General features: G+C 43.9%; 15 protein-coding genes and 1 riboswitch. Of the genes, 9 read left to right on the top strand and 6 right to left on the bottom strand.

Going from position 1 to position 21,103, the window contains the following annotated elements; all coding sequences use genetic code 11:
• Window positions 1-2 precede the first annotated feature (2 nt).
• From GVN16_RS20235 to GVN16_RS20220, 4 genes are all read left to right on the top strand, one after another.
• On the top strand, window positions 3-899 hold the full coding sequence (locus GVN16_RS20235; RefSeq protein ID WP_166565767.1) for a sugar phosphate isomerase/epimerase: 897 nt from the start codon (window positions 3-5) through the stop codon (window positions 897-899).
• 25 nt (window positions 900-924) lie between these two features.
• On the top strand, window positions 925-2,274 hold the full coding sequence (locus GVN16_RS20230; RefSeq protein ID WP_166565766.1) for a DUF1080 domain-containing protein: 1,350 nt from the start codon (window positions 925-927) through the stop codon (window positions 2,272-2,274).
• Window positions 2,275-2,437: 163 nt separating this feature from the next.
• Entirely contained in the window at window positions 2,438-3,775 is a 1,338-nt protein-coding gene (locus tag GVN16_RS20225) for a Gfo/Idh/MocA family protein (protein ID WP_166565765.1), read from the top strand.
• Between the two features lie 245 nt (window positions 3,776-4,020).
• Complete coding sequence (locus tag GVN16_RS20220) at window positions 4,021-5,040, top strand: OmpA family protein (protein ID WP_166565764.1); 1,020 nt, start codon at window positions 4,021-4,023, stop codon at window positions 5,038-5,040.
• Window positions 5,041-5,123: 83 nt separating this feature from the next.
• Here the strand turns inward: GVN16_RS20220 and GVN16_RS20215 are convergent, their stop codons facing one another.
• Together GVN16_RS20215 and GVN16_RS20210 are read right to left on the bottom strand one after the other, a co-directional pair.
• The gene (locus tag GVN16_RS20215; RefSeq protein WP_166565763.1) at window positions 5,124-6,434 is read right to left on the bottom strand and encodes a hypothetical protein; all 1,311 of its coding nucleotides are present in this window, start codon (window positions 6,432-6,434) and stop codon (window positions 5,124-5,126) included.
• A gap of 6 nt (window positions 6,435-6,440) precedes the next feature.
• Window positions 6,441-8,771, bottom strand: a complete 2,331-nt coding sequence (locus GVN16_RS20210; protein ID WP_166565762.1) for a TonB-dependent receptor — start codon at window positions 8,769-8,771, stop codon at window positions 6,441-6,443.
• Between the two features lie 235 nt (window positions 8,772-9,006).
• Here GVN16_RS20210 and GVN16_RS20205 point away from each other — a divergent pair, with 235 nt between their 5' ends.
• The 3 genes from GVN16_RS20205 to GVN16_RS20195 are packed head-to-tail and all read left to right on the top strand — an operon-like array spanning window position 9,007 to window position 11,203.
• Complete coding sequence (locus tag GVN16_RS20205; protein ID WP_166565761.1) at window positions 9,007-9,312, top strand: hypothetical protein; 306 nt, start codon at window positions 9,007-9,009, stop codon at window positions 9,310-9,312.
• Complete coding sequence (locus GVN16_RS20200; RefSeq protein WP_166565760.1) at window positions 9,312-9,593, top strand: hypothetical protein; 282 nt, start codon at window positions 9,312-9,314, stop codon at window positions 9,591-9,593. The genes GVN16_RS20205 and GVN16_RS20200 overlap by 1 nt, the downstream gene beginning before the upstream one ends.
• A complete protein-coding gene (locus GVN16_RS20195) occupies window positions 9,590-11,203 on the top strand; it encodes a PepSY domain-containing protein (protein WP_166565759.1) in 1,614 nt (537 codons plus the stop codon). Before GVN16_RS20200 ends, GVN16_RS20195 begins: the two co-directional genes overlap by 4 nt.
• 90 nt (window positions 11,204-11,293) lie before the next feature.
• Here GVN16_RS20195 and GVN16_RS20190 read toward each other — a convergent pair whose 3' ends face one another.
• Both GVN16_RS20190 and metE read right to left on the bottom strand, forming a co-directional pair.
• Complete coding sequence (locus GVN16_RS20190; RefSeq protein WP_166565758.1) at window positions 11,294-11,812, bottom strand: PAS domain-containing protein; 519 nt, start codon at window positions 11,810-11,812, stop codon at window positions 11,294-11,296.
• A gap of 64 nt (window positions 11,813-11,876) precedes the next feature.
• A complete protein-coding gene (gene metE, locus GVN16_RS20185) occupies window positions 11,877-14,177 on the bottom strand; it encodes a 5-methyltetrahydropteroyltriglutamate--homocysteine S-methyltransferase (RefSeq protein ID WP_166565757.1) in 2,301 nt (766 codons plus the stop codon).
• A 157-nt stretch (window positions 14,178-14,334) separates the two neighbouring features.
• A riboswitch (cobalamin riboswitch) is annotated at window positions 14,335-14,546 on the bottom strand.
• 284 nt (window positions 14,547-14,830) lie between these two features.
• Here metE and GVN16_RS20180 point away from each other — a divergent pair.
• Together GVN16_RS20180 and GVN16_RS20175 are read left to right on the top strand one after the other, a co-directional pair.
• Window positions 14,831-15,307 carry a DinB family protein gene (locus GVN16_RS20180; protein WP_166565756.1) on the top strand — a complete coding sequence of 159 codons (477 nt, stop codon included), beginning with the start codon at window positions 14,831-14,833 and terminating at the stop codon, window positions 15,305-15,307.
• 76 nt (window positions 15,308-15,383) lie between these two features.
• Window positions 15,384-17,024 carry an NADP-dependent glyceraldehyde-3-phosphate dehydrogenase gene (locus GVN16_RS20175; RefSeq protein ID WP_166565755.1) on the top strand — a complete coding sequence of 547 codons (1,641 nt, stop codon included), beginning with the start codon at window positions 15,384-15,386 and terminating at the stop codon, window positions 17,022-17,024.
• 50 nt (window positions 17,025-17,074) lie between these two features.
• Here GVN16_RS20175 and GVN16_RS20170 read toward each other — a convergent pair whose 3' ends face one another.
• Together GVN16_RS20170 and GVN16_RS20165 are read right to left on the bottom strand one after the other, a co-directional pair.
• Window positions 17,075-18,253, bottom strand: a complete 1,179-nt coding sequence (locus GVN16_RS20170; RefSeq protein WP_166565754.1) for a PepSY domain-containing protein — start codon at window positions 18,251-18,253, stop codon at window positions 17,075-17,077.
• Between the two features lie 50 nt (window positions 18,254-18,303).
• Window positions 18,304-20,673, bottom strand: coding sequence for a TonB-dependent receptor (locus GVN16_RS20165; RefSeq protein ID WP_166565753.1), 2,370 nt, complete (start codon window positions 20,671-20,673; stop codon window positions 18,304-18,306).
• Window positions 20,674-21,103 lie beyond the last annotated feature (430 nt).

The raw sequence follows: 21,103 nt of genomic DNA, 5'->3' as shown, positions 1-21,103 counted from the left end.
TTATGAACCGAAGAAAGTTTTTAAATCAAGTCTCACTTCTATCCGCTGCTTCATTTCTGAGTGCGGAGACTTTTGCGTCTCTGGCGATGAAAAACAAACAAAAAATGGCTTATTCTGCCATTACCTGGAACGGAAATGACCTGGTAGCCATCAAAGAAATTGCAGCTCTCGGATTTAAAGGAATCCAGCTGAGAGCCAACACTTACCCGGTTTTTAAGGATTCCCCTCAGGATCTGAAAACCACCATCCAATCCAACGGTTTGAAATTACCGATGTTTTCAAGCGGCAACATCAGCATCAGCGACTATAAAAAAGACGTTGAAGTGCATGTTAACCATGCTAAGTTTGTAAAAGCCCTCGGTGGTGAATGCCTTCAATTTACCAACAACATCCGGCCGAAAGACCGCATGCCTACTACACAGGAACTTAAAGATTATGCCAGAAACATGTCGGCGGTGGCCAAGGCCGTCAAAGACGAAACCGGCCTGCAGGTGGCTTATCATAACCACATGCACCAGCTTGGTGAAACACCCGAAGAGGTTGATATCATCGTGAATGAAATGGACAAGAAGTACATCAAGCTTCTTCTTGACGTGGCCCATTATCACCAGGGCGGCGGAAAACCTGCAGACGCAGTTCTTAAATACAAGTCGATCCTGTACGCCACCCACATCAAAGACACCAGACCGGATGCTGAAAACAAATCAGGATACCGCTTTGTCGAGATCGGTCAGGGTGCCGTGGATTTTCCGGCTATCTTTGAAAATCTGAGAAAAATCAATTTCAAAGGCTGGAACATCGTAGAATTGGACGCAGTACCGGTAAAAGGCCGTACAGCTCTTGACTCAGGGAAAATATCTCATGAATACCTGGCCAATAAAATCGGAATTCAATTTTAAGCATCTATCATATTATATCATCTTCATGAAAAAAACAGTTTTTTACACATTGATGGCCTTATCGGTTTCCGGATTTTCTTTCGGACAAACCTGGACAAACCTATTTGATGGCAAAACCCTCAAAGGGTGGAAACAACTCAACGGGAAAGCGAAATACCGTGTGGAAAACGGGCAGATTGTAGGTACTACAGTTTCTGATACCCCCAACTCATTCCTTGCTACAGAAAAAGATTACGGCGATTTCATTCTCGAACTTGAATTGAAAGTTGACAATTCGATGAACTCAGGCATCCAGTTCAGAAGTCTGTCGACTCCTGATTTCAAAGATGGACGTGTGCATGGTTACCAGATGGAGATTGACCCTTCAGACAGGGCCTGGTCGGGAGGTATTTATGATGAAGCGAGACGAGACTGGCTTTACATTCCGAACATCAATCCGAAATCTAAAACTGCTTTCAAAAAAGACGCCTGGAACAAATACAGGATCGAAGCCATCGGCAACGTGATCCGTACCTGGGTAAATGGCGTAGCGGTTGCCAATCTTGTAGATGATGTAACTGCCAAAGGCTTTATTGCCCTTCAGGTACACTCTATCGGAAAAGACCAGAAGCCGGGAACAGAGATCCGCTGGAGAAATATCAGGATTCAGACGACCAATCTTAAGCCAAGTCCGGCTGACGACACCCCGGTGGTTAACCTTCTGCTGAACAACCTGTCTGACATCGAAAAGGCACAGGGTTTCAAATTGCTTTTTAACGGCAAAGACTTTACAGGATGGAGAGGTGTGCATTCAGACAAAATGCCAAACAAACACTGGAGCGTAGTTGACGGCACGATCAATGTAAGCCCTTCAGACGGATCTGAAACCGGTAATGACATTGTAACCGATGAAAAATTTGGTGCTTTTGAATTGGTTTTCGAGTTTAAACTTACCGAAGGAGCCAACTCAGGTCTGAAATATTTTGTGGACGAGCAATACGATTCAGGAGGGAAATCGGGTATCGGTCTGGAGTTTCAGGTACTTGATGACGAAAAACACCCTGATGCGAAACTCGGAGCTGCAGGCAACCGTACACTGGCCAGTTTGTATGACCTTATACCGTCCAATAAACCGGATAAGCGTTTCCAGAAAAAAATCGGAGAATGGAACCAGGCCCGCCTGATTGTTTACCCGAACAACACGGTACAGCACTGGCTGAACGGCTTCAAAGCAGTAGAATATGAGCGTAAAAGCAATATCTACAACGCCTTGGTTGCCAGAAGTAAATATGAAAAATACAAAGGTTTCGGTGCGGCTGACAAAGGCAACATCCTTTTACAAGACCACGGAAACAATGTATCTTTCAAAAACCTGAAAATCAGGGAGATCAAGTAAGTTAAGGTGATTCTGTCTATTAAGAAAACGTAAACACAGGGCATTATACCGTCTTTTTTGATTGAAAAACCAGGAAAAGTCGTAAATTCAGATGCTCAAATACCGGAACACGGAAACCTAGTCAAAGAGATTCAACTATTATTATAACAAACGATTATCTATCATGGATTCAACCCGTAGAGATTTTATCAAAAAAAGCATCATGGCAGGCGTAGCTACCGGATTTTCGGTCAAAAGCTATGGCAAGATCATGGGTGCCAATGACAGGGTCAGAGTTGCCTGCGTAGGCTATTCTGACAGGTTCAGAGCCTCTCATATTCCACCGTTCAAAGCTCTTATGAAGGAGAAAAACTTCGAAATGGTGGCACTTTCAGACATTTGGAACCGTCGTCGTGAAGAAGGTAAAGCTTTCATCGACAAGCAATTAGGAACTGATGTAAAAGTTTATCGTAATAATGACGAGCTATATGCATCAAAATCTGTAGATGCCGTATTTATCTCAACTGCAGATTTTCAGCATGCCATTCATACCATTGAAGCTGTTAAGGCCGGATGTGACACTTACACCGAAAAGCCGCTGGCAGAAACCATGGAAGACAACCGTGCTGTTCTGAAAGCCGTGAAAGCTTCAGGGAAAATCGTACAGATCGGTTCTCAGCGTAGAAGTGGTGAAAACTACTTTGCCGCTGAAGACTTCATCAAATCAGGCAAATTCGGCCCGATCGTGATGGTGGAGCTGATGTGGAACGTGAACCAGCCGGGCAGATGGAGAAGACCTGACCTGGTAGCTAATCTGAAAGAGTCTGATGTGGACTGGAAACGCTATCTGCTTAACCGCCCGATGGTGCCGTTTGATCCGCGTAAATATCTTGAGTACCGTTTGTTCTGGCCTTATTCTTCGGGAATTCCCGGACAATGGATGAGTCACCAGATTGATACGGTACACTGGTTCAGTGGTCTCAATCACCCAAGAAGCGTGGTAGCCAACGGCGGTATCTACCAGTGGAAAGACGGACGTACCAATGCAGATACCTTAACGGTAGTATTTGATTACGGCCCGGCCAACGATAAAACTTCAGGATTCCAGGTTCAGTTTACTTCGAGATTCTCGAATGCTGCCGGTGACACCAAAGAACTTTATTACTCCAATGGCGGTATGATCAACCTGGATACCAACGAAATCTCTGATACAGGCGGACTCCGCGAGAGAGAAGCCAAAGCAATGGGATTAAAAGCCAATCTTCTTCCTAAAATCAAACTGGAAGGTGAGAAAGTAGAGGCCGGGGCCAATACCGGTGGTGACTCGCTTACATTCAACCACATCAAAAACTGGATGGAATGTGTGAGAGACAGAAAAACACCTCATGCTCCGATTGAAGCAGGTTACTCGCACTCTATCGCTACGATCATGTCGAATGCGGCTTACCGCACCGGCCTGAAAGTAACTTTCGACGAAAAAACACAGGAAGTACTTGCGGGTGGAAAGCCGTTTAAGTACTGATCCGTATTATTATACCGATTGTTTTCAAGAGTCTGTAAACCAGCCAACATGGCTTGGTTTACAGACTCTTTCCTTTTCATTCGCGACCACCTCCCCTACCCGTTCAGCACCACTGATTTCCAATTATAATCAGATTCATACCTGTCATTTACTCCTTCTGTTTGTTCATTAAAAAAACCAGTCTGCGACTAAAAAAAACACTAGTTTTATTTCATCTTCAAAACCCGGTTTAAAACCTTACTACCATGAAAAAACTCTTGTTAATGGCTGTTGCACTACTGAACATTGAAGCAAATGCACAGGAATTAAAAGCCTATCAGAACTACGATTTTGTACCCGGCTCCAAACTTATATTTTCTGATGATTTCTCAGACTCGGAATCAGGAGAATTCGGTGTTCACTGGAAACTGGCCGGGGGACAGGCTGTTGTCAATAAAGTGGAAGACGAACCCGCTTTCTTTATTACAAAATATTATACGGTGCTCACTCCCAGGATCAAGACCCCGAATTATCTTCCGAAAGAATTTACCATTGAATTCGACACCTGGCTGGATGCCAAATATGACAGCAATAACGGCCTCATGATCCACCTGAAGAATGGGGAAGACAATGTGGTCAGTTTTTCCACGAACAACTCTTACCTGGAGTTTAACGGGCCTGGCCAGAAACTGAACGGGGAATATCCCGCCAGCCTGGGCGGTGACAATTACTTTAACAAATGGCACCATTTTGCCATAGCCGTAAAAGGTTCTCAGATCAAAGTGTATTGCGATCAGTACCGCATACTCAGTGTCCCTGAATGCGATTTCATTGCAAAATCACTGGTGGTGGCCGGCGATGCTTCTGACGGTATGAACATGATGTTTAAAAACTTCAAACTGGCTGAAGGCGGCGGAATGAACATGATCGGCAAAGCATTTACAGACGGGAAATACATTTCTCATGGCATTAACTTCGCCGTCAACAGTGCTGCCATCCGCCCTGAATCGGCAGGAGAAATCAATGCCATTGCCAAAATCCTCAAGGAAAATGCTGCTCTTAAAGTAGAAATCGGGGGCTATACCGATAGTGACGGAAATGACGAGGCCAATCTCAAGCTCTCTGCCCAGAGAGCCGAGGCAGTAAAAAACCAACTGACCGGACTTGGTATTGAAGGAACGAGATTAATGACCAAAGGATACGGTGAAACCAAGCCTGTAGCTGACAACGCCACATTTGAAGGCAAAGCTCAAAACAGACGGGTGGAGTTTGTTAAGATTCCCTGATAACAATTAAAAGCCTGATCAAACCCCTGTCTTTGAGAAGCTTCTCGAAGACAGGGGTTTTAAATGATCTTAAAACCACCGTCTTATTTAGACAACTTTATGAGGTTAATGGCCAGTCCTCCGGCAGTAACTGTAAACAGCTTCGTGCTGTTTCCGTTGGCAGGGTTGTATTCGTAAAATCCATTCAGTTTCAGATCGGAATTATATACCTGCAGATGAACCTTACCATCCCTGATATACGAGTTTGGATAAGCAAATCCAGCAGTCAAAGGAAGACTTTCAATGATGGTCGCCGTCTGGGCATTCAGATCCAGTTTTGCCCATCTCTGGTTCGCACCATAAAATGCCAGGTTTTGCAATGTGGCATATTCTGCTTCTGTGATGGTACCGGCAGCCAACTTAGCGATAAGGGCCAACAAGGCAGGAGGATCCTGCTGACCTGAAATACAGGCATAAGCCACACCATTTGCATGATAAACACCGCCCAGAATCAATTGGAACAACAGGTTTTGCTGCCCTACCTTATCCACCGGGTTAAAGGCGTAAGAAGCATCAAATTCCGTAGTTCCTGCAGGGATTTTCAAAATCTTAGGCCTTGAGCGTTTCGCAGAATTCGGCCCCAACTGACCGTCAAGACCATATTGACCCTGTGTAATGACAAAAATATTGCCTTGTTCGTCAATCAAAGGATTTTCAAGCCCCCTTGAAATAGGGTATGTCGCCTGGCTGAAAGTCAGTGTTTTTTCCCATTTCTTCGTAGTCAGGTTAACCACCTCCGCGTACACATCCACTGCGTCATAAAACTGCCCTGTTTTATTGTTGTCAGCCAGTAAAAACAGGAAAAGCTTATTGTCCTGCTTTCTGTATACCGCGTGTGAATAGTTCTCCCTGGTAACCCCCGCTACTGATTTTGAGCCTGTCATATCGATGGTCTCAAGATTTTGCATCGTCGAAGGGTTAAACAAGGCCACTCCTTTCTTATCCCAGGTGGTATACACACCCAACTCATCAGAAACGATGGTAATGGTATTCAGATACTCAATCAAAGGAATAGAAGCTACCTCCACCAGGTTACCCGTCTGCTTTGAAACAGCCATTTTTGTCAGTGCGTTTTCACCTTTGAGACTGCTCCCGAACATAAAGCTCTTCCAGGTAGCTCTCGGATAAAAATAGCCATAGCTTGACTTGGTGGTCAGATCAATGTCTCCCGACGGGATTTCAGGGTAAAAGCCTGCATAATAGTTATTGCTTCCTGAAGATTGCACAATCGTCGAAACCACATAACCGCTTTCCTGGTAAGGTGAAACTTCTTCCGGGTCGGCTTCTCCGTCTGTACTACAGGCCAGAAGCGATGCTGATAATAGAACTGTTAATAATAAAACTCTGGTTTTCATTTAGCATTAAAATTTAGTTAATTCATAAATAATCTTAGCATTGAAATTTATACCGGCACGGGGCACTAAAAAATTATCATACAACTCCTGGTTCAGCAGGTTGATGACATTGACGGAAGCCGTGAGGTTTTGTTTCGGAAACTTGTAGGAACACCCGGCATCTACCCTGTGCTGTACCGGGACATAAGCATCGGGTGTCGTCTTGATGCTGTTGTTTTTACCCACCAGGATATGGTTAAACGGAGCTACGTAATTATAGAAAGTATAGACCCTGAATTGCCCGTTTTTAATCCATAAATTACTTTTTTGCCAGGCAAACTCCAGGTTTCCGAAGAAATTAGGATTGTTGGGAAACGCCGCTCCTACCAGGTACTGGTTATTCGGATCTTTCAGTTTTGTAAATTTCTTTCTCAGGAATGTGATGTTGGTACTCAGGCTGAATCCTTTGGTATGTCCGGCCGTAGCCTCACCTTCAAATCCGACCGTCTGCACCTGGTCGGCATTTTCATATACTTTTAACAAACTCGTCCCTAAAAAAATAATATCATTCTGAAGTCTGTAAAAACCGTTCAGCGTAGTAGAAAACCGGACAGGGCCCGTTGAATTATCGGTGTAAGCTATCCCGGCATTCAGGTTATTGCTGCTTTCCGGTATCAGCCCGGTGTTTCTCAGCACATCCGCCCCATTCCCGACAAACTGGTAAAACTGCGGAATCAGGTATCCTTTTTCATATGATGCCCTCACAAAAAATTCTTCATTAATATCGTACTTCAGCCCGCTGTTCCATCCCCAGATGCCGTCTTTTTTCTTCACCAGCTCAAAGGTGTAGTTCTCGGCTCCGTTCAATACATAATCGAACCTTTTGAGGGCGGAAGACAAAGTAAGTTTATCATAAAACTCTCCTTCATATTGCAGCCCGAAAACATTCTTCATCAAGGTTTGCGGTATCCTTAAATAATCCTCGCTGATCTCTTTTTCAAGGAAGTCAACCCCCGTAAGCCTTTGCCGGGCATAAAGATTCGATGCCATTATCCTGTGGCCCTTTTTGAGATTAAAGGACAATCCGCTGCGGTTGATCCAGCTGAGGCTGTAATTGTCAGTTAATCTTTCCGCCGTGTATTCGCCCGGAGCATTCCGGCCTACTATTTTGCCACTCCAGCTGTACACATTAGAAGTCGTGTCCACATAATTCATCATCTGGTAACTGTAGTTGCCTATCGTCGTGAACAGCAGCTTTTCATTCAGAAACGACTTGTCATATTTCAGGGTAAGGCCTGTATTTTCAGCATGATACACCACCCCGCCAAAAGCAACATGATTTACCCTGGCACCGTTTTGCAACTCTTTGTACCCTTTTGAGTAATTGAAGGTCAGCCTGAGCTCATCTGCCCAGGGCTTACTGTGAACACCCGCGGTTATTCCACCATAGAAAAACCGGAACCGGTCATGAAAACGACGTACCCTTTCTACTTTGTTGGTTTCATAAACCAGGGCATTCATACCATAGCTGTTATCAGAGTAATTATAGGCAGCTGAAAGGTTCAGAAAGTAGTTTTTCTTGTTGGCCAGACCCACGTTGATATCCGCCAGGTGGGTGTTGTACGATCCGGCAAAATAAGTGGCTTTGAGGGAGTTGTATGATTTCTGTTCTGTGATGATGTTGATTCCGCCACCCATCGCGTCCGTTCCGACATCTACAGGCAGCACGCCTTTATACACATCCAGTCGTTTTATATTCGCAAGCGGAAGCATGGAAATATCGAAATTAGGGTATAGAAGCTCCATCGGGATACCATCGATATAAACCCTGACTGCGTCACCCCTGATACCGTTAATGGAGATATCCGAACGATCTCCCAGTGAGCTGGAACGCCTTATCCTTACACCGGAAATCCGGTCTACGATATCTGTCAGCAACACATTCTGGGTGATGACATTCCTGATTTCGATACTTTTGACCGAAAGGGGTTTTGTTTCCAGAATTTTGGTTTGCTTTTCCTGCCTGACTACCACCTCATCGAGGTCAAGTCCGGCACTTTCAAGGAAAATATCCTCTACGGAGATCGTCCCGTTTACCACAATTTTTCTCTCGAAATTCTTGTACCCCACCGAGCTCGCTGTGAGCTGGTATTCTCCCTTTTTTACGTCATTGATAATGAAAACCCCGAGGCTGTCACTTATACCCGCTTTACTTGTACTTTTTAAAGAAACTGTAGTAAAAGGCAGAAGCTCTCCTGTTGAGCTTTTAACGACACCCCTGACACTATATCCCTGAGCAATACTTTTATAGGACGCTGAAACAAAGACGAGGAGTAGAGTTAATCTTATAATTTTCATTGGTTTATTATTTAAGAAGTTGCAAATCTATATATTTATTTTTAATTAGTCTAAATAAATATAATATTTACAAAAAAATGAACCAAAGAAAAAGCGGCGGATCTGACTTTTAATGCCTGCCACAAAACTTGTACTATTCAAAGTCAGCACGTTTATTTGAAATTCAGGGGCAAAAATTGTACAATAATTTGTAATTAGTCTAAATAAATATAATATTTGTAAAAAAATATCTATTGTGACAGGTTTCTTTATCTCTATGCTGGGAGCTTTGCTCTTTTATTCGAAGTCAAAATACTTCCCGAATAACCTTAAAACACCGTTTTTATCAAAAATACCTTCGTGGCCGGGCTTTCTGCTTCTGGCAGTTGCCGGGTATATTTATTATGCCACATGGGGACCTGCTTTGGGTTTACTGATATTTCTGACGGCTGTTCCTCCGGCTTATTGCGTAGTGTGCTTTCTGTTCAATATCAGGAGGTCTTTCGCCGTGTCGCTTCTTTTTATATTAGTAGTTTTTTTAAGTATTGACCTTTTAAGCTGATGCCTGCCAATCAAAAATATTTAAGTTCAAAAGGCCAGAGAGCCTTAAAAATTACGGCAGCCCTGATCGGCGGCTACCTCGTATCCGGCAGTTTTCACCTGATGCTTTCTTCCTTTAAAAGTGCCCATGAAGTCATTATCCTTACTTCAAGTTTTACTTTCTTCATCGTCTGGGGTGGTTTAATGATCCTGACTTTCCTGGCCAGAAACGGCTGGAAAATCTGGGGGCTTTATCTGGTTCTGACTCTTATTTTTTCACTTATTATTTATATTTTAAAATGAAACTAAAGGGACCCGGAAACAGGGCATATAATATTTTCTTTCATACCCATACCGTCAGCGGTATCGTCATCAGCGTTGCCCTGTACATCATTTTTTTTGCAGGAGCGTTTACGCTTTTCAAGTCGGAATTTTATACGTGGGAGAATCCGTCCTTCCGTAACCACGTTCCAGCCGGTGAAATCAGGACTTCAGAGGTATTCAAGGCACTTTATAAAGAAAAACCTACGCTCGATATCAATGAAGACATTTACATCACGCTGCCCTCTGAGCACAGTCCCCTGATAAATATTTACGGCCACCTTACCCCCGGAAAAGACGGGAAAGAGATACATTTTACAACCAAAATGCATCCGGAAACCTACGCCATTCATGAAGCGGGTTCTTCCACCATCGGGGAAACGCTTTATCGTCTGCACTTCCTGGACCAGATCCCTTATCTGGGCAGATGGCTGGCTGGGTTTGTCGCTCTCTTTTTTGTATTTGCAACCATCACAGGCTTGCTGATCCACTGGAAAAACATGCTGACGAAGTTCTGGTCGTTTTCTTTCAGAGGGTCCTGGAAACAGATCTGGACGAACAGCCACACCGTTTTCGGCTTACTGGGCCTTCCCTACCAGCTGATGTATGCCATCACCGGGGCTTTCTATCTCTTATTACTTCTCGTACTGCTCCCCGCTGTCATGGTGTTTTATAAGGGGAACCCCGAGAAAGTTTACGCCATGGCTTATCCCAACATGGCCGTAACTTATGATAAAAATGCAAAAACAGCCGATAACTCTGAAAAAGTAGAAGAAATCTATAAAAAAGTCGAAACAGATTTTAAGGGTAAGTTTGAGATCATCAGCGTCAACACCCGGAATATCATGAAAGAAGACGGGGCCATTAATTTCCGACTCCGGAGCCTCGACAAAAAGACTTTTTCCTCTTACGGCTATTTGGGCTACCGGCTGAATAACGGCTCTGAAGTTTACAGTTCTATTCCCGGGGTGAATAAAACCTACACACATTCTGTTGTAGAGGCCATCGGGCATTTACACTTTGCCACTTTCGGCGGTATACTGGTCAAAACGCTGTATTTTTTGATGGCACTGTTCACCTGTTTTGTCATTGTAAGCGGTATACTGATCTGGAAAGAAGCCCGGAAAAATAAGAACTATACAGATCAACAAAAACGCTTTCATCACAGGGTCACCGTGGTTTTCCTGGCCATATGTTTCGGGCTTTTCCCGGCTACAGCCATCATATTTCATGCGGAACTCTGGCTCAAAGGCGGAGAACAACATAAACTGTGGGTGGATACCACCTTCTTCCTTTCATGGCTGGCCCTGACCATCACAGGCATAGTGCTTTACGATGAAAAAAAACTCACCCGTTTTTATCTTTTTGCCGGAGGGTTATTCTCTGTATTGGTACCCGTCACCAACGGACTGACTACAGGGGACTGGCTCTGGAAGTCTCTTTCAAACGGCCAGGATTATATTGCGGGAACTGACCTTTTCTGGTTGGTTACCGGGATTACCTGCCTGATACTAAACCGGGTAATTGCTACTGCAAAAGTACTGAGACAACAACAAAAAGAAAAAGAAGAGGTAATTCTGAGTAAAGCTTAAGGATAAATTTCACTAAACCTGGTTGAAGTTTATTTGATCAGGTTTACTACTTATTAATCCTAATTAACGAAGGGAATATTCCAGAGAAAATCAGTCTTTTTCCCTTATATTCTTCTCTATCGCAAAGAAATGAGAATAATTGCCGGCCTGGTTGCGGATAGCCTGGATTTTTACATAACAAAGATAGGGCTTGCCGTCTTTCCGGTAATTGACTAAACGGGCTTCCGCAGGTTCAAAATTCCTGATCTTATCTGCCATGATTTGTTTTGTTTTTGAATTCGTATTTTCACCCTGGAGAAAAGAAGGTCTCTTTCCCAGAACCTCCTCCATCTTATAACCTGTCATCGTGTAAAACCCCGCACTGGTCCAGATAATTTCCTGAGAAAGATTGGTAATAACCAATGTATATTTATTCCTGATCAGGGACTCAAAATCAATGTCAGACTGCCAGTTGAAGCGAATTCTCAGGCCTTCCAGAAACAGGAGTTCTTTCATCACTTCCTCCTGTTCGTCCATTAGCAGGATATCCCAGCAAATTAAGGGTCCGCTTTTAGCTGACGCATAATTGCTACGGAGCATTTCAGCGTAATTTTCAGAATAATGTATCATAATGGCTCGTGTTTAATCCATTAACTAAACCAACAGGCTTTTGTTCAGCCTGTTGGCTGTTATTTTATTTCACGCTCTGGCTGGTCAGCTCCCTGACTGCCTGAGCCGCAGCTACCATATTTTTAAGAGCGGCCTCCGTTTCAGGCCATTTACGGGTCTTTAATCCGCAATCCGGGTTAACCCAAAGGTTTTTAACAGGCAAAAGGGCACTGGCTTTATCGAGAAGTTCGACCATCTCAGTTACCGAAGGCACACGGGGAGAGTGTATATCATAAACTCCGGGCCCGATTTCATTCGGATACTTAAAATCGGCAAAGGCCTCCAGGAGCTCCATTTGTGACCTCGACGTCTCAATCGTAATGACATCGGCATCCATAGCGGCAATGTGCTGTATGATGTCATTAAACTCGCTGTAGCACATGTGGGTGTGTATCTGAGTCTGATCCTCCACACCACTGGCTGAGATCCTGAACGCCCTTACAGCCCAGTCCAGGTAAGCAGCCCGGTCCGCTTTTCTGAGGGGAAGACCTTCTCGGATAGCAGGTTCGTCGATCTGAATGACTTTGATACCGGCTTTTTCCAGGGCCACCACTTCGTCACGGATAGCCAGGGCGATCTGGTTGGTGGTAACAGACCTTGGCTGATCATCTCTCACAAAAGACCATTGCAGGATCGTTACAGGACCTGTCAGCATACCTTTCATCAGTTTATCGGTATTGGCCTGGGCAAAACTGCTCCATCTCACCGTCATGTCTTCAGGTCTGCTGATATCTCCGTAAATTACAGGGGGTTTGACACAGCGGCTGCCGTAGCTCTGCACCCAGCCGTTTTTGGTAAACAGGAAACCGTCCAGCCGCTCACCGAAGTATTCCACCATATCATTCCTCTCAAACTCACCATGTACCAGCACATCTATGCCGATCTCTTCCTGCCAGCGGATGGCATCGACCGTAGCCTTTTCTATTTTTTCATCATATTGCTGAGGCGTAAGGTCTCCTTTTTTCAATCTGGCCCTCAGCTGACGGATGTCCTCTGTCTGCGGGAATGACCCGATGGTGGTCGTCGGAAAAAGTGGCAGTTTAAACCTCTCCTGCTGAATAGCCTGACGGGTTTTAAAATCACTTTTACGCTGATCATCCTGCTCACCGATACCCTCTACCCTTTGTTTTACCTCAGGTTTATGAATCAATGAGGATGTATTTCTTGAAAGAATAGCATTTTTATTAATTTCAAGGGCAGAAAGGTCTCCTTTTGCGATATCATGCAAGTCGCTTATTTCTCCCAGTTTCTGTTTGGCAAAAGCCAGCCAGTTTTTAATTTCTGCATTGATCTCCGTTTCAAAATCAAGGTCAACAGGCGTATGCAACAGCGAACTGGCCGGAGCGATCATGAGCCGGTTATCACCAATTACTGCCCTGGCTTCACTGATCACAGCCAGCGATTTTTCATAATCGTTCTTCCAGATATTCCTGCCGTCAATCACCCCTAATGAAAGACTCATGTCTGCCGGAATTTTCGTCAGGATTTCGTCGAGTTGCTGAGGGTTTCTGACCAGGTCCAGATGAAGGGCACACACCGGCAGGTTTACAGCCAGAAGCGAATTGCCGTTCAGGCCTTCAAAATAGGTAGTCAAAAGTGTTTTAAGCTTCGGGAATTTGTTTTTGATCGCATGATAAGCCAGCCTGAAAGCCTCTTTTTCTGCATAAGTAAGATCCATAGCCAGAAACGGTTCGTCAAACTGAATCCATTCTGCCCCTTCAGCCTCCAGTTGTTCAAGCAGGTGAAAATATACCGGCAATAACTTTTCCAGCAGGCTGATTCTTGAAAATCCCGCCTCTTTTTCTTTGCCCAGCAGCAAATAAGAAACAGGCCCGATCAATACAGGTTTTGTTTTAATACCCAGCTCTCTGGCCTCCACAAATTCGTCGACCACTTTACCTGAGAACGGCTTAAAATCCTGATTTTTGACAAACTCCGGCACCAGGTAATGATAATTGGTATCAAACCACTTGGTCATTTCCATGGCAGTAATGTCCAGGCCGTCCTTCTGATATCCGCGGGCCATGGCAAAATAAAGATCCAGATAAGTATTCTGAGTGTTTTCTATGAGCACTTCAGCATACCTTTCCGGAATAGTTCCGACCATCAGGCTCATGTCAAGCACCTGGTCGTAAAAAGAGAAATCGTTGGAAGGAATCAGGTCTATACCTGCCTGCTTTTGCAGTTCCCAGTTGTTCTGGCGAATCCGCCTGCCGGTTTTCAGCAGGTCCTGGTGGGTGATTTTGCCGGACCAATAAGCTTCATTGGCCTTTTTGAGTTCACGCTGGCTACCGATTCTGGGATAGCCTAAATTGTTTTTGAGCATACGAGTAAAAGGATTAAATGGAAACAATAAATTTGGATAAACTTATTGTTCTTCCTTACCGTACACTTTCACTTAAGAAGAAAGGATAAACAGCCTCAACCAAACACATGGTTGCGGTAAAATCTGTTGCCTGACTACTGCTTTATTTCGTGAAAGCATTGGTCAATTCGTCAAGGGCAAGTCTCCCGGCTCGTAACGGCCTTTATCCTCCTTCTCGTCAAACCCTGACAATGGATTGAGGTTTCCCTCACAGATAAAAACTTTGTCTTTTTAAGACGGTTACACACGGTTGCACGTCAGTTCGTGATTCGCACACGATTCCTTTTTAATTCCGGATCCTCTCCGGAAACCACAAAACGGCAATTGTTTTGAAAGAACGCAGCAAATATATTTTGAGAATTACATAAATGCAATAATTATCTAAAATATTCAATTATTGTAGATAATATAAAAACTATTATTTTAATTTGTAGACAAATTATCTATTTTACATTAAAAATGTCAAAAAGACACTTAAAAACTACCAGGCATTGAATTTTAAAAATATATTTGTCATTGCAAGTGCGGATTATTTTAAAGATTTACAAAATCTAATTGAACTATTCTCTTACTATATAAGTATTATAGAGAATAAATAACCGTCAAACCCATTTATGGAGGAACAACAAATTTTTGTCCGGATGGCTATTAAAGCCTGGGACACTCAAATCGGAAGAGCTGACAAATTTTTCAGCAGCGTGAGCGATGAATCGATGTTTAAGGAAGTGGCTCCCGGCAAAAACCGGATCATCTATCTTCTGGGACATCTCATCGTGGCAAATGATTCCATGATCTCGATTTTCGGACTGGGCGAACGAAAATATGCCCACCTGGAAGAGGCATTCATGACCCATCCGGATAAATCAGACCTTGACATGCCGGAAATTTCAGTTCTGAGAAATGACTGGGCTGAATCCAACAGAATCTTATCAGATTATTTCAGCAAGCTTACCACCGGCGAGTGGATGAGCAGGCATACCGTCATGACTGATGAGGACTTTGCCAGAGATCCGGGCAGAAACAAGCTGAGTGTATTACTCAACAGGACCAATCACGTGGCCTATCACCTGGGACAACTGGTGCTTGCGTAATTTCTTTTTGCATACTTAATCATTTATATAACCATCCTGATTTTGATCAGATCTTTTAACCAAACATACCCCCGACATGGAAAACAAATGGCATGAGGCTTTAAACACCCTTTTTCCTGCAGCCGAAGACGTACCTGAGAACATCCGTCTGGCTGCCCCCATCAATCAGAAACATATTCTCGTAAACGGTGAGATCAGAGAGTGGAGCGGCCCGTTTCATACGGTTTACTCTCCGATGTATCTTAAGGATGAAAACGGTGAAAACAAACCGCTGCTGATCGGAAGCTACCCGCTGGCTACCGAAAAAGAAGCCAATGAAGCCCTGGACGCTGCAGTATCAGCGTATGATTCAGGCAGAGGCGAATGGCCGGCGATGTCTGTACACGCCAGGATCAAATGCCTGGAAGATTTCACCAAAAAAATGATCAGCAAGCGGGAAGAAATCGTTAAGCTGATTGTCTGGGAAATCAGCAAGAGCATTCCTGATGCTGAAAAAGAATTTGACCGTACAGTAGAATACATCTACGGAACCATCAATGCCGTTAAAAAGCTGAACAACAGCAGCATGTTGTTTACCATTGAGCAGGGTTTTATCGGCCAGACCAAAAAAGTACCTCATGGTGTGGTGCTTTGTATGGGACCCTTCAATTATCCCCTTAATGAGACGTTCACAACGCTTATTCCAGCCCTGATCATGGGTAACACCATTTTGTTCAAGCCACCGAAACACGGAACTTTATTGTTTGAACCCCTTCTTGAGGCATTCAAAGAGGCTTTCCCTAAAGGTGTGGTAAATACCATCTATGGCCGTGGCCGTGATACTGTCCCTGTACTGATGAAGTCCGGCAAAGTGGACGTGATCGCCCTGATCGGCTCAAGCAAGGTAGCGGACAGCCTGAAAAAGATGCACCCGAAATCTAACAGACTGAAAGCTGTTCTGGGTCTGGATGCTAAAAATGCAGCCATTATACTGGAAGATGCAGACATCGAACTGGCAGTTAAAGAGTCTATTGCGGGTACCTTGTCATTCAACGGACAGAGGTGTACTGCTCTGAAAATATTGTTTGTACATGCCTCTATCGTCAACAAATTCAACCAGCGTCTGGCTGAAGAAGTCGAAAAACTGACTGTCGGAATGCCGTGGACCAAAGGCGTGGCCATTACCCCTCTGGCAGAACCTGACAAGCCTGCTTATCACGACCAGTGCCTTGACGACGCCGTAGCTCACGGAGCCAAAGTCATCAATCATGAATCGGGTGGAGGAAATTCTTACCTGTCACTGATGAAACCGGCGATCGTATTCCCTGTAAATGACCAGATGAAACTTTACCGTGAGGAGCAATTCGGGCCGGTTATCCCGATTGTACCGTTTATTTCACTGGAAACTCCTGTGGAATATGTGATCAACTCGCCTTATGGCCAGCAAGTGAGTATCTTTAGCAACGATGCCAATGCCATCAGCTTGCTGATCGACAAACTAGCCAGCCAGGTAGGAAGGATCAACCTGAACGCACAATGTCAGCGTAGCCCGGATACCTTCCCTTTCAACGGAAGAAAAGACTCGGCAGAAGGCACTCTATCTATTGACGAGGCCTTAAATGCTTTCTCTGTGGATTCAGTGGTAGTGACCAAACAAAATGCTCAGAACCAGCAGATCCTGGAAAATATCCTTTCCGGAAAAAAGTCTACCAGACTGAGCACCAACGTTTTGTTCTGATAAGACAAACTCACTATAGCAAAAGAGGTCGCCATTCAGGCGACCTCTTTTCATTTTACAGGAAATGCCGTTTTGAAACGGCTGCTTTTCTGAACCGATTTTTCTGCCTTTGCAGGCTTCTTCTTATATTTTCTCTGGTACCATATCAGGAACCCGGTGATAGGTAAGGATGCAGCGATCAGACTCACAAAGAAAGCCAGAATCTTACCCGGAAGTCCGATAATAGCCCCAGTGTGAATATCGTAGTTCATCCGTGACAACTTATCCGCTGCATTCGCATCCTTTATTCTTCCGAAAATGTGGTCCACAGACAACTCCTTTAAAGTATACTGATCAAAATACCGGTAGTCAATCTTCCAGTAAGTACCCGGCAGGGTGTTGACATTGGCCGCAATAGCCGAAGAGTCGGTTTCCGGAGCATGCACTTCTATGGCTTTGGCATCCGGATGTTCTTTCTTCATTTTCTCCCAGATTTTATCAACGGCCGGCGAATCATCTGTCACCAGGCTTTTGCCTGATTTATCTGAAACCGGTTCGGAATAGACAAGTGATTTCTCTCCCCCGGTAAGGGTATAAACCGAGCTGGCAAACCACTGAAAACCCCAGACCAGGCCTGTCAGAGCCAGGATAATCAGCACCCATGTCGCATAAAAGCCAAGTACATTATGAAGGTCGTAATTTTTACGCTGCCATCGGGCACTCCATTTAATAGAGAACCTTTGCTTACTTGCTGACTTATTTTTAGGCCACCACAGCACCAGCCCTGAAATAAGCATGACCAGGAAGATCAGCGTAAAACTCGCCACCACAGGCTGTCCGATCTCCGGAGGAAGCCAGAGATAGAAGTGCCCGTCAAGTACAAATCGGAAAAAGTCAGCATCCATGTCTTTCACCTTAAGTACAGCCCCGGTGTAAGGATCCAGATAAACGATGTAGTAGTAAGACGGTTCAAAATTAAAAAAGATCACCTGGGCCGCTTTGTCTTTCCCTTCATACATCACGGCATGCAGGTGCTTGTCAGGCAGGGCTTTCTTCCCGATCTCTTCCAGTTTTGACGGCGGCATAAAAGGCAGGTCTCTCGGCTTTGTAAACCTGTAATCCTGCGTCATGTTCTGTATTTCTTCCTGGAACGCATACAAACATCCAGTGATACTGATGATAAACACAATCAGCCCGGACGAGAGTCCGAGCCAAAGGTGTATCTTACCAAAGATTTTTTTTATGGTCATATTTTATCCTTTTTGATCAAAGGCCACATGATCAGATCCAATTTTCTTAATTAAAATTTATAACCAATCGTTAATCTTGAATTTCTCAGAGCTTCTGTCTGGTAGTAGTAGTATCCACCCCAGCTGTAGAATGCACCTGAATAAAGGTATTTGTTCAACAGGTTATTTACGTTGAGGGCAATAGAGAAATTATCTTTCTGGTACGAGATCGCTCCGTCCATTCTGAAATAATCTTCAAGCGGCTGGTTGGTACCGTCAAACACATACCATGACGAACGGCCTTCCTGGTACTGATAACCCAGGGCCAGACCCAATCCTTTTACTTTTCCGTGTGTTGATTTGTATGACAACCAACCGTTGGTGATGTTCCTGGTGGTACCTGCTACAGCTACTCCCACTTTAGCTGGATCGGTATCTTTGGTTACTCTTGAATCGGTATAGGCGTAGTTAAAAGTAAGGTCAAGTCCGTTAACAATCTGACCTCTCAGGTCAAACTCGATTCCTTTCGTCTGTGTCTGGCCTAACTGGATAGAGAAATTGATATTGTTAGGATCAGAGGTCAGCACGTTGTTTTTCGTGATCTGGTAAGCAGAAAGTGAAGAAGTCCACAGACCACCCAGCCAGTCTCTCTTTAACCCGATCTCCTGATTGTTTCCTGTAATCGGATCAAATTTCTTACCTTTTGCGTCAGCTCCCGGTTGTGGTACAAACGCCTGGTCGAACAAAGCGTAAGCCGACGTATTTTTATCGATAGAATAACTCAAACCGAATCTCGGTGTAAATTTATCTGCTTTCACATTACCTGAATAAGGGTTAACATCCGTAGCAGAAGTATAACGTCCTGCAACCGTCAGTCTCAGTTTGTTGTTAAAGAACCCAAGTTCGTCCTGGGCATAAATTCCGGTATAAGACTGATTGTAGTTAACACCCCTCTCTCTCAGGCTCAAAGACCTGTCAAAATGAGGAAAAGCTGAAGCAGGAACCGTTCCGTATACCGGGTTATAAATCGCAAAAGGTGTTGACCCTACAAAATCACCTGACTGAGACCAGTCATGAAGATACTCCTTGTGGCCCATATCAAGACCCGTAAGGATGCGGTGTGTAACGGCTCCTGTTTTTACATCTCCGTTTACAAAAAACTGTCCGAGTTTGTTCACTCCCAGGATATCCCAGATGGCCGTGTTTCTGTTCAGTGTGTCGCCATTCGCAGAGAATGAAGTCGGCCATAAACTTTGTCCGATCTGCTTGTAGTTCATATAAGACAGCTGACCTGTGAATTTCCAGTCAGCGTTGATAGCGTGAGACAAAGTCACAAACAAGGTATTGTCATTGATATTGGTCGGTTTCATGTTGGGTTCTGCCGTTGTAAAATTAACCGGCAGATCACCATATCCTTTTTTAGAGAAAGAGTAGTTCGAACCAATGATCGACATCTGCATAAACTGGTAAGTGTATTCGGCCGTTAAAGACGTCTTTTCATTGATCTTATATTTAATGACCGGGGCTACCGAAACCCTGTTGTTAAATTCGTAGTCTCTGTGCGAGTTTCTCATCTGACCCATTACGTTCAGACGGTACAACAGCTTGCCGTCTTCGCTCAATTTGCCGTCCAGATCCAGGGTGGTTCTGTAATTATTGAAACTTCCCAAAGTAAAGGTCGCTTCACCTTTGGTCATGCCCGTAGGTTTTTTAGTTACCACGTTATAAAAGCCACTCGGTTCGCCGTTAGCCAGCATAAAACCCGCAGGTCCTTTTACAAACTCTACACGCTCTACCATACTCATGTCTTCAGCCAGAGGGCCCCAGAACATCTGTACGTTCATACCGTTTCTGAAAGCTCCGATCTGTGAACCACGCATGTTAAGCAAAGCGTAATTGTCCCAGTGTTCAAGACGGGTCACCCCGCTGACATTCCTGGTTACACCTTCCAGCATATCAAATATCTGCTGATCGTTCAGCAACTGCTTGGTAACCACCTGTATGTTCTGCGGCACTTCAAGCAAAGGCGTTTTCAAACGAAGAGAAATAGAAGGATAATCCGTTACATATTTGCTCGGATTGGCTACTACCACTACTTCCTGCAGTTTCTGGCTGTCCTGAATCAAAACAAAGTCCACCTCCAGTGTTTCTCCTTCTTTCAGGGTTATTTTTTTGTTTTGAGGTTCAAGACCGATAAAACTTGCCTGAACCGTGTATGATCCGGCTTTAACGTTACCGATCTGATAGTTTCCTTTTTCATCGGCTGTCGTTCCCCTGGTTGTTCCTTTCAAAACCACATTGATAAACTCAGCGTCTTTACCGTCTGAAGTGGTAATGTGTCCTTTTATCGTGGCCGTCTGAGCCTGAAGGGCGAAAATCCCCACGGACATCAGCAAGGTCAATAGTAGTTTTGAATAATTTTGTATAATTCTTATATTCATGATTTATCTGATAATTTTAAATTTCAGACAAATGTATATTCAGAGAATCATGAATGGAATTTTTATTTAGACTATTTATAAACAATGAATGAAAATATTAATTTGTTTCTATAATTTCTACATTAAATCAAATTAAAAGAACCCAATTAGCCTAAAAAAAATAATGTAGACTAAATAAAAATAGAGAAATTATAAGGAAATTTACGCTGGAGAATATGAAATTATTGCATTATTCAAATATAATACCCTTAAAAATCAGAAAACCAGCTGCACAACCCGAAAAAAACGGCCATTATCTTCCCGATCCGGAAAAATCTAAAAATATACACCAAATAATATTCTGAAAATGTGTTCGGAATCGTAACACCGGTGTTCGTTAATGAACAATTTATATAAAAGTAAATATTTTTTCCAATTAGCTATACCAACA

Source organism: Emticicia sp. CRIBPO, from assembly GCF_009905725.1.
Classification (GTDB): domain Bacteria; phylum Bacteroidota; class Bacteroidia; order Cytophagales; family Spirosomataceae; genus Leadbetterella.
This window is presented reverse-complemented; position numbering and strand designations above follow the sequence as displayed.

What these genes read in the sequence shown, in the direction of transcription:
- GVN16_RS20210 (WP_166565762.1), bottom strand. Translation starts at nt 8,771, where the DNA reads ATGAAAATTATAAGATTAACTCTACTCCTCGTCTTTGTTTCAGCGTCC.
- GVN16_RS20175 (WP_166565755.1), top strand. Translation starts at nt 15,384, where the DNA reads ATGGAAAACAAATGGCATGAGGCTTTAAACACCCTTTTTCCTGCAGCC.
- GVN16_RS20215 (WP_166565763.1), bottom strand. Translation starts at nt 6,434, where the DNA reads ATGAAAACCAGAGTTTTATTATTAACAGTTCTATTATCAGCATCGCTT.
- GVN16_RS20170 (WP_166565754.1), bottom strand. Translation starts at nt 18,253, where the DNA reads ATGACCATAAAAAAAATCTTTGGTAAGATACACCTTTGGCTCGGACTC.
- GVN16_RS20230 (WP_166565766.1), top strand. Translation starts at nt 925, where the DNA reads ATGAAAAAAACAGTTTTTTACACATTGATGGCCTTATCGGTTTCCGGA.
- metE (WP_166565757.1), bottom strand. Translation starts at nt 14,177, where the DNA reads ATGCTCAAAAACAATTTAGGCTATCCCAGAATCGGTAGCCAGCGTGAA.
- GVN16_RS20180 (WP_166565756.1), top strand. Translation starts at nt 14,831, where the DNA reads ATGGAGGAACAACAAATTTTTGTCCGGATGGCTATTAAAGCCTGGGAC.
- GVN16_RS20225 (WP_166565765.1), top strand. Translation starts at nt 2,438, where the DNA reads ATGGATTCAACCCGTAGAGATTTTATCAAAAAAAGCATCATGGCAGGC.
- GVN16_RS20220 (WP_166565764.1), top strand. Translation starts at nt 4,021, where the DNA reads ATGAAAAAACTCTTGTTAATGGCTGTTGCACTACTGAACATTGAAGCA.
- GVN16_RS20200 (WP_166565760.1), top strand. Translation starts at nt 9,312, where the DNA reads ATGCCTGCCAATCAAAAATATTTAAGTTCAAAAGGCCAGAGAGCCTTA.
- GVN16_RS20165 (WP_166565753.1), bottom strand. Translation starts at nt 20,673, where the DNA reads ATGAATATAAGAATTATACAAAATTATTCAAAACTACTATTGACCTTG.
- GVN16_RS20190 (WP_166565758.1), bottom strand. Translation starts at nt 11,812, where the DNA reads ATGATACATTATTCTGAAAATTACGCTGAAATGCTCCGTAGCAATTAT.
- GVN16_RS20235 (WP_166565767.1), top strand. Translation starts at nt 3, where the DNA reads ATGAACCGAAGAAAGTTTTTAAATCAAGTCTCACTTCTATCCGCTGCT.
- GVN16_RS20195 (WP_166565759.1), top strand. Translation starts at nt 9,590, where the DNA reads ATGAAACTAAAGGGACCCGGAAACAGGGCATATAATATTTTCTTTCAT.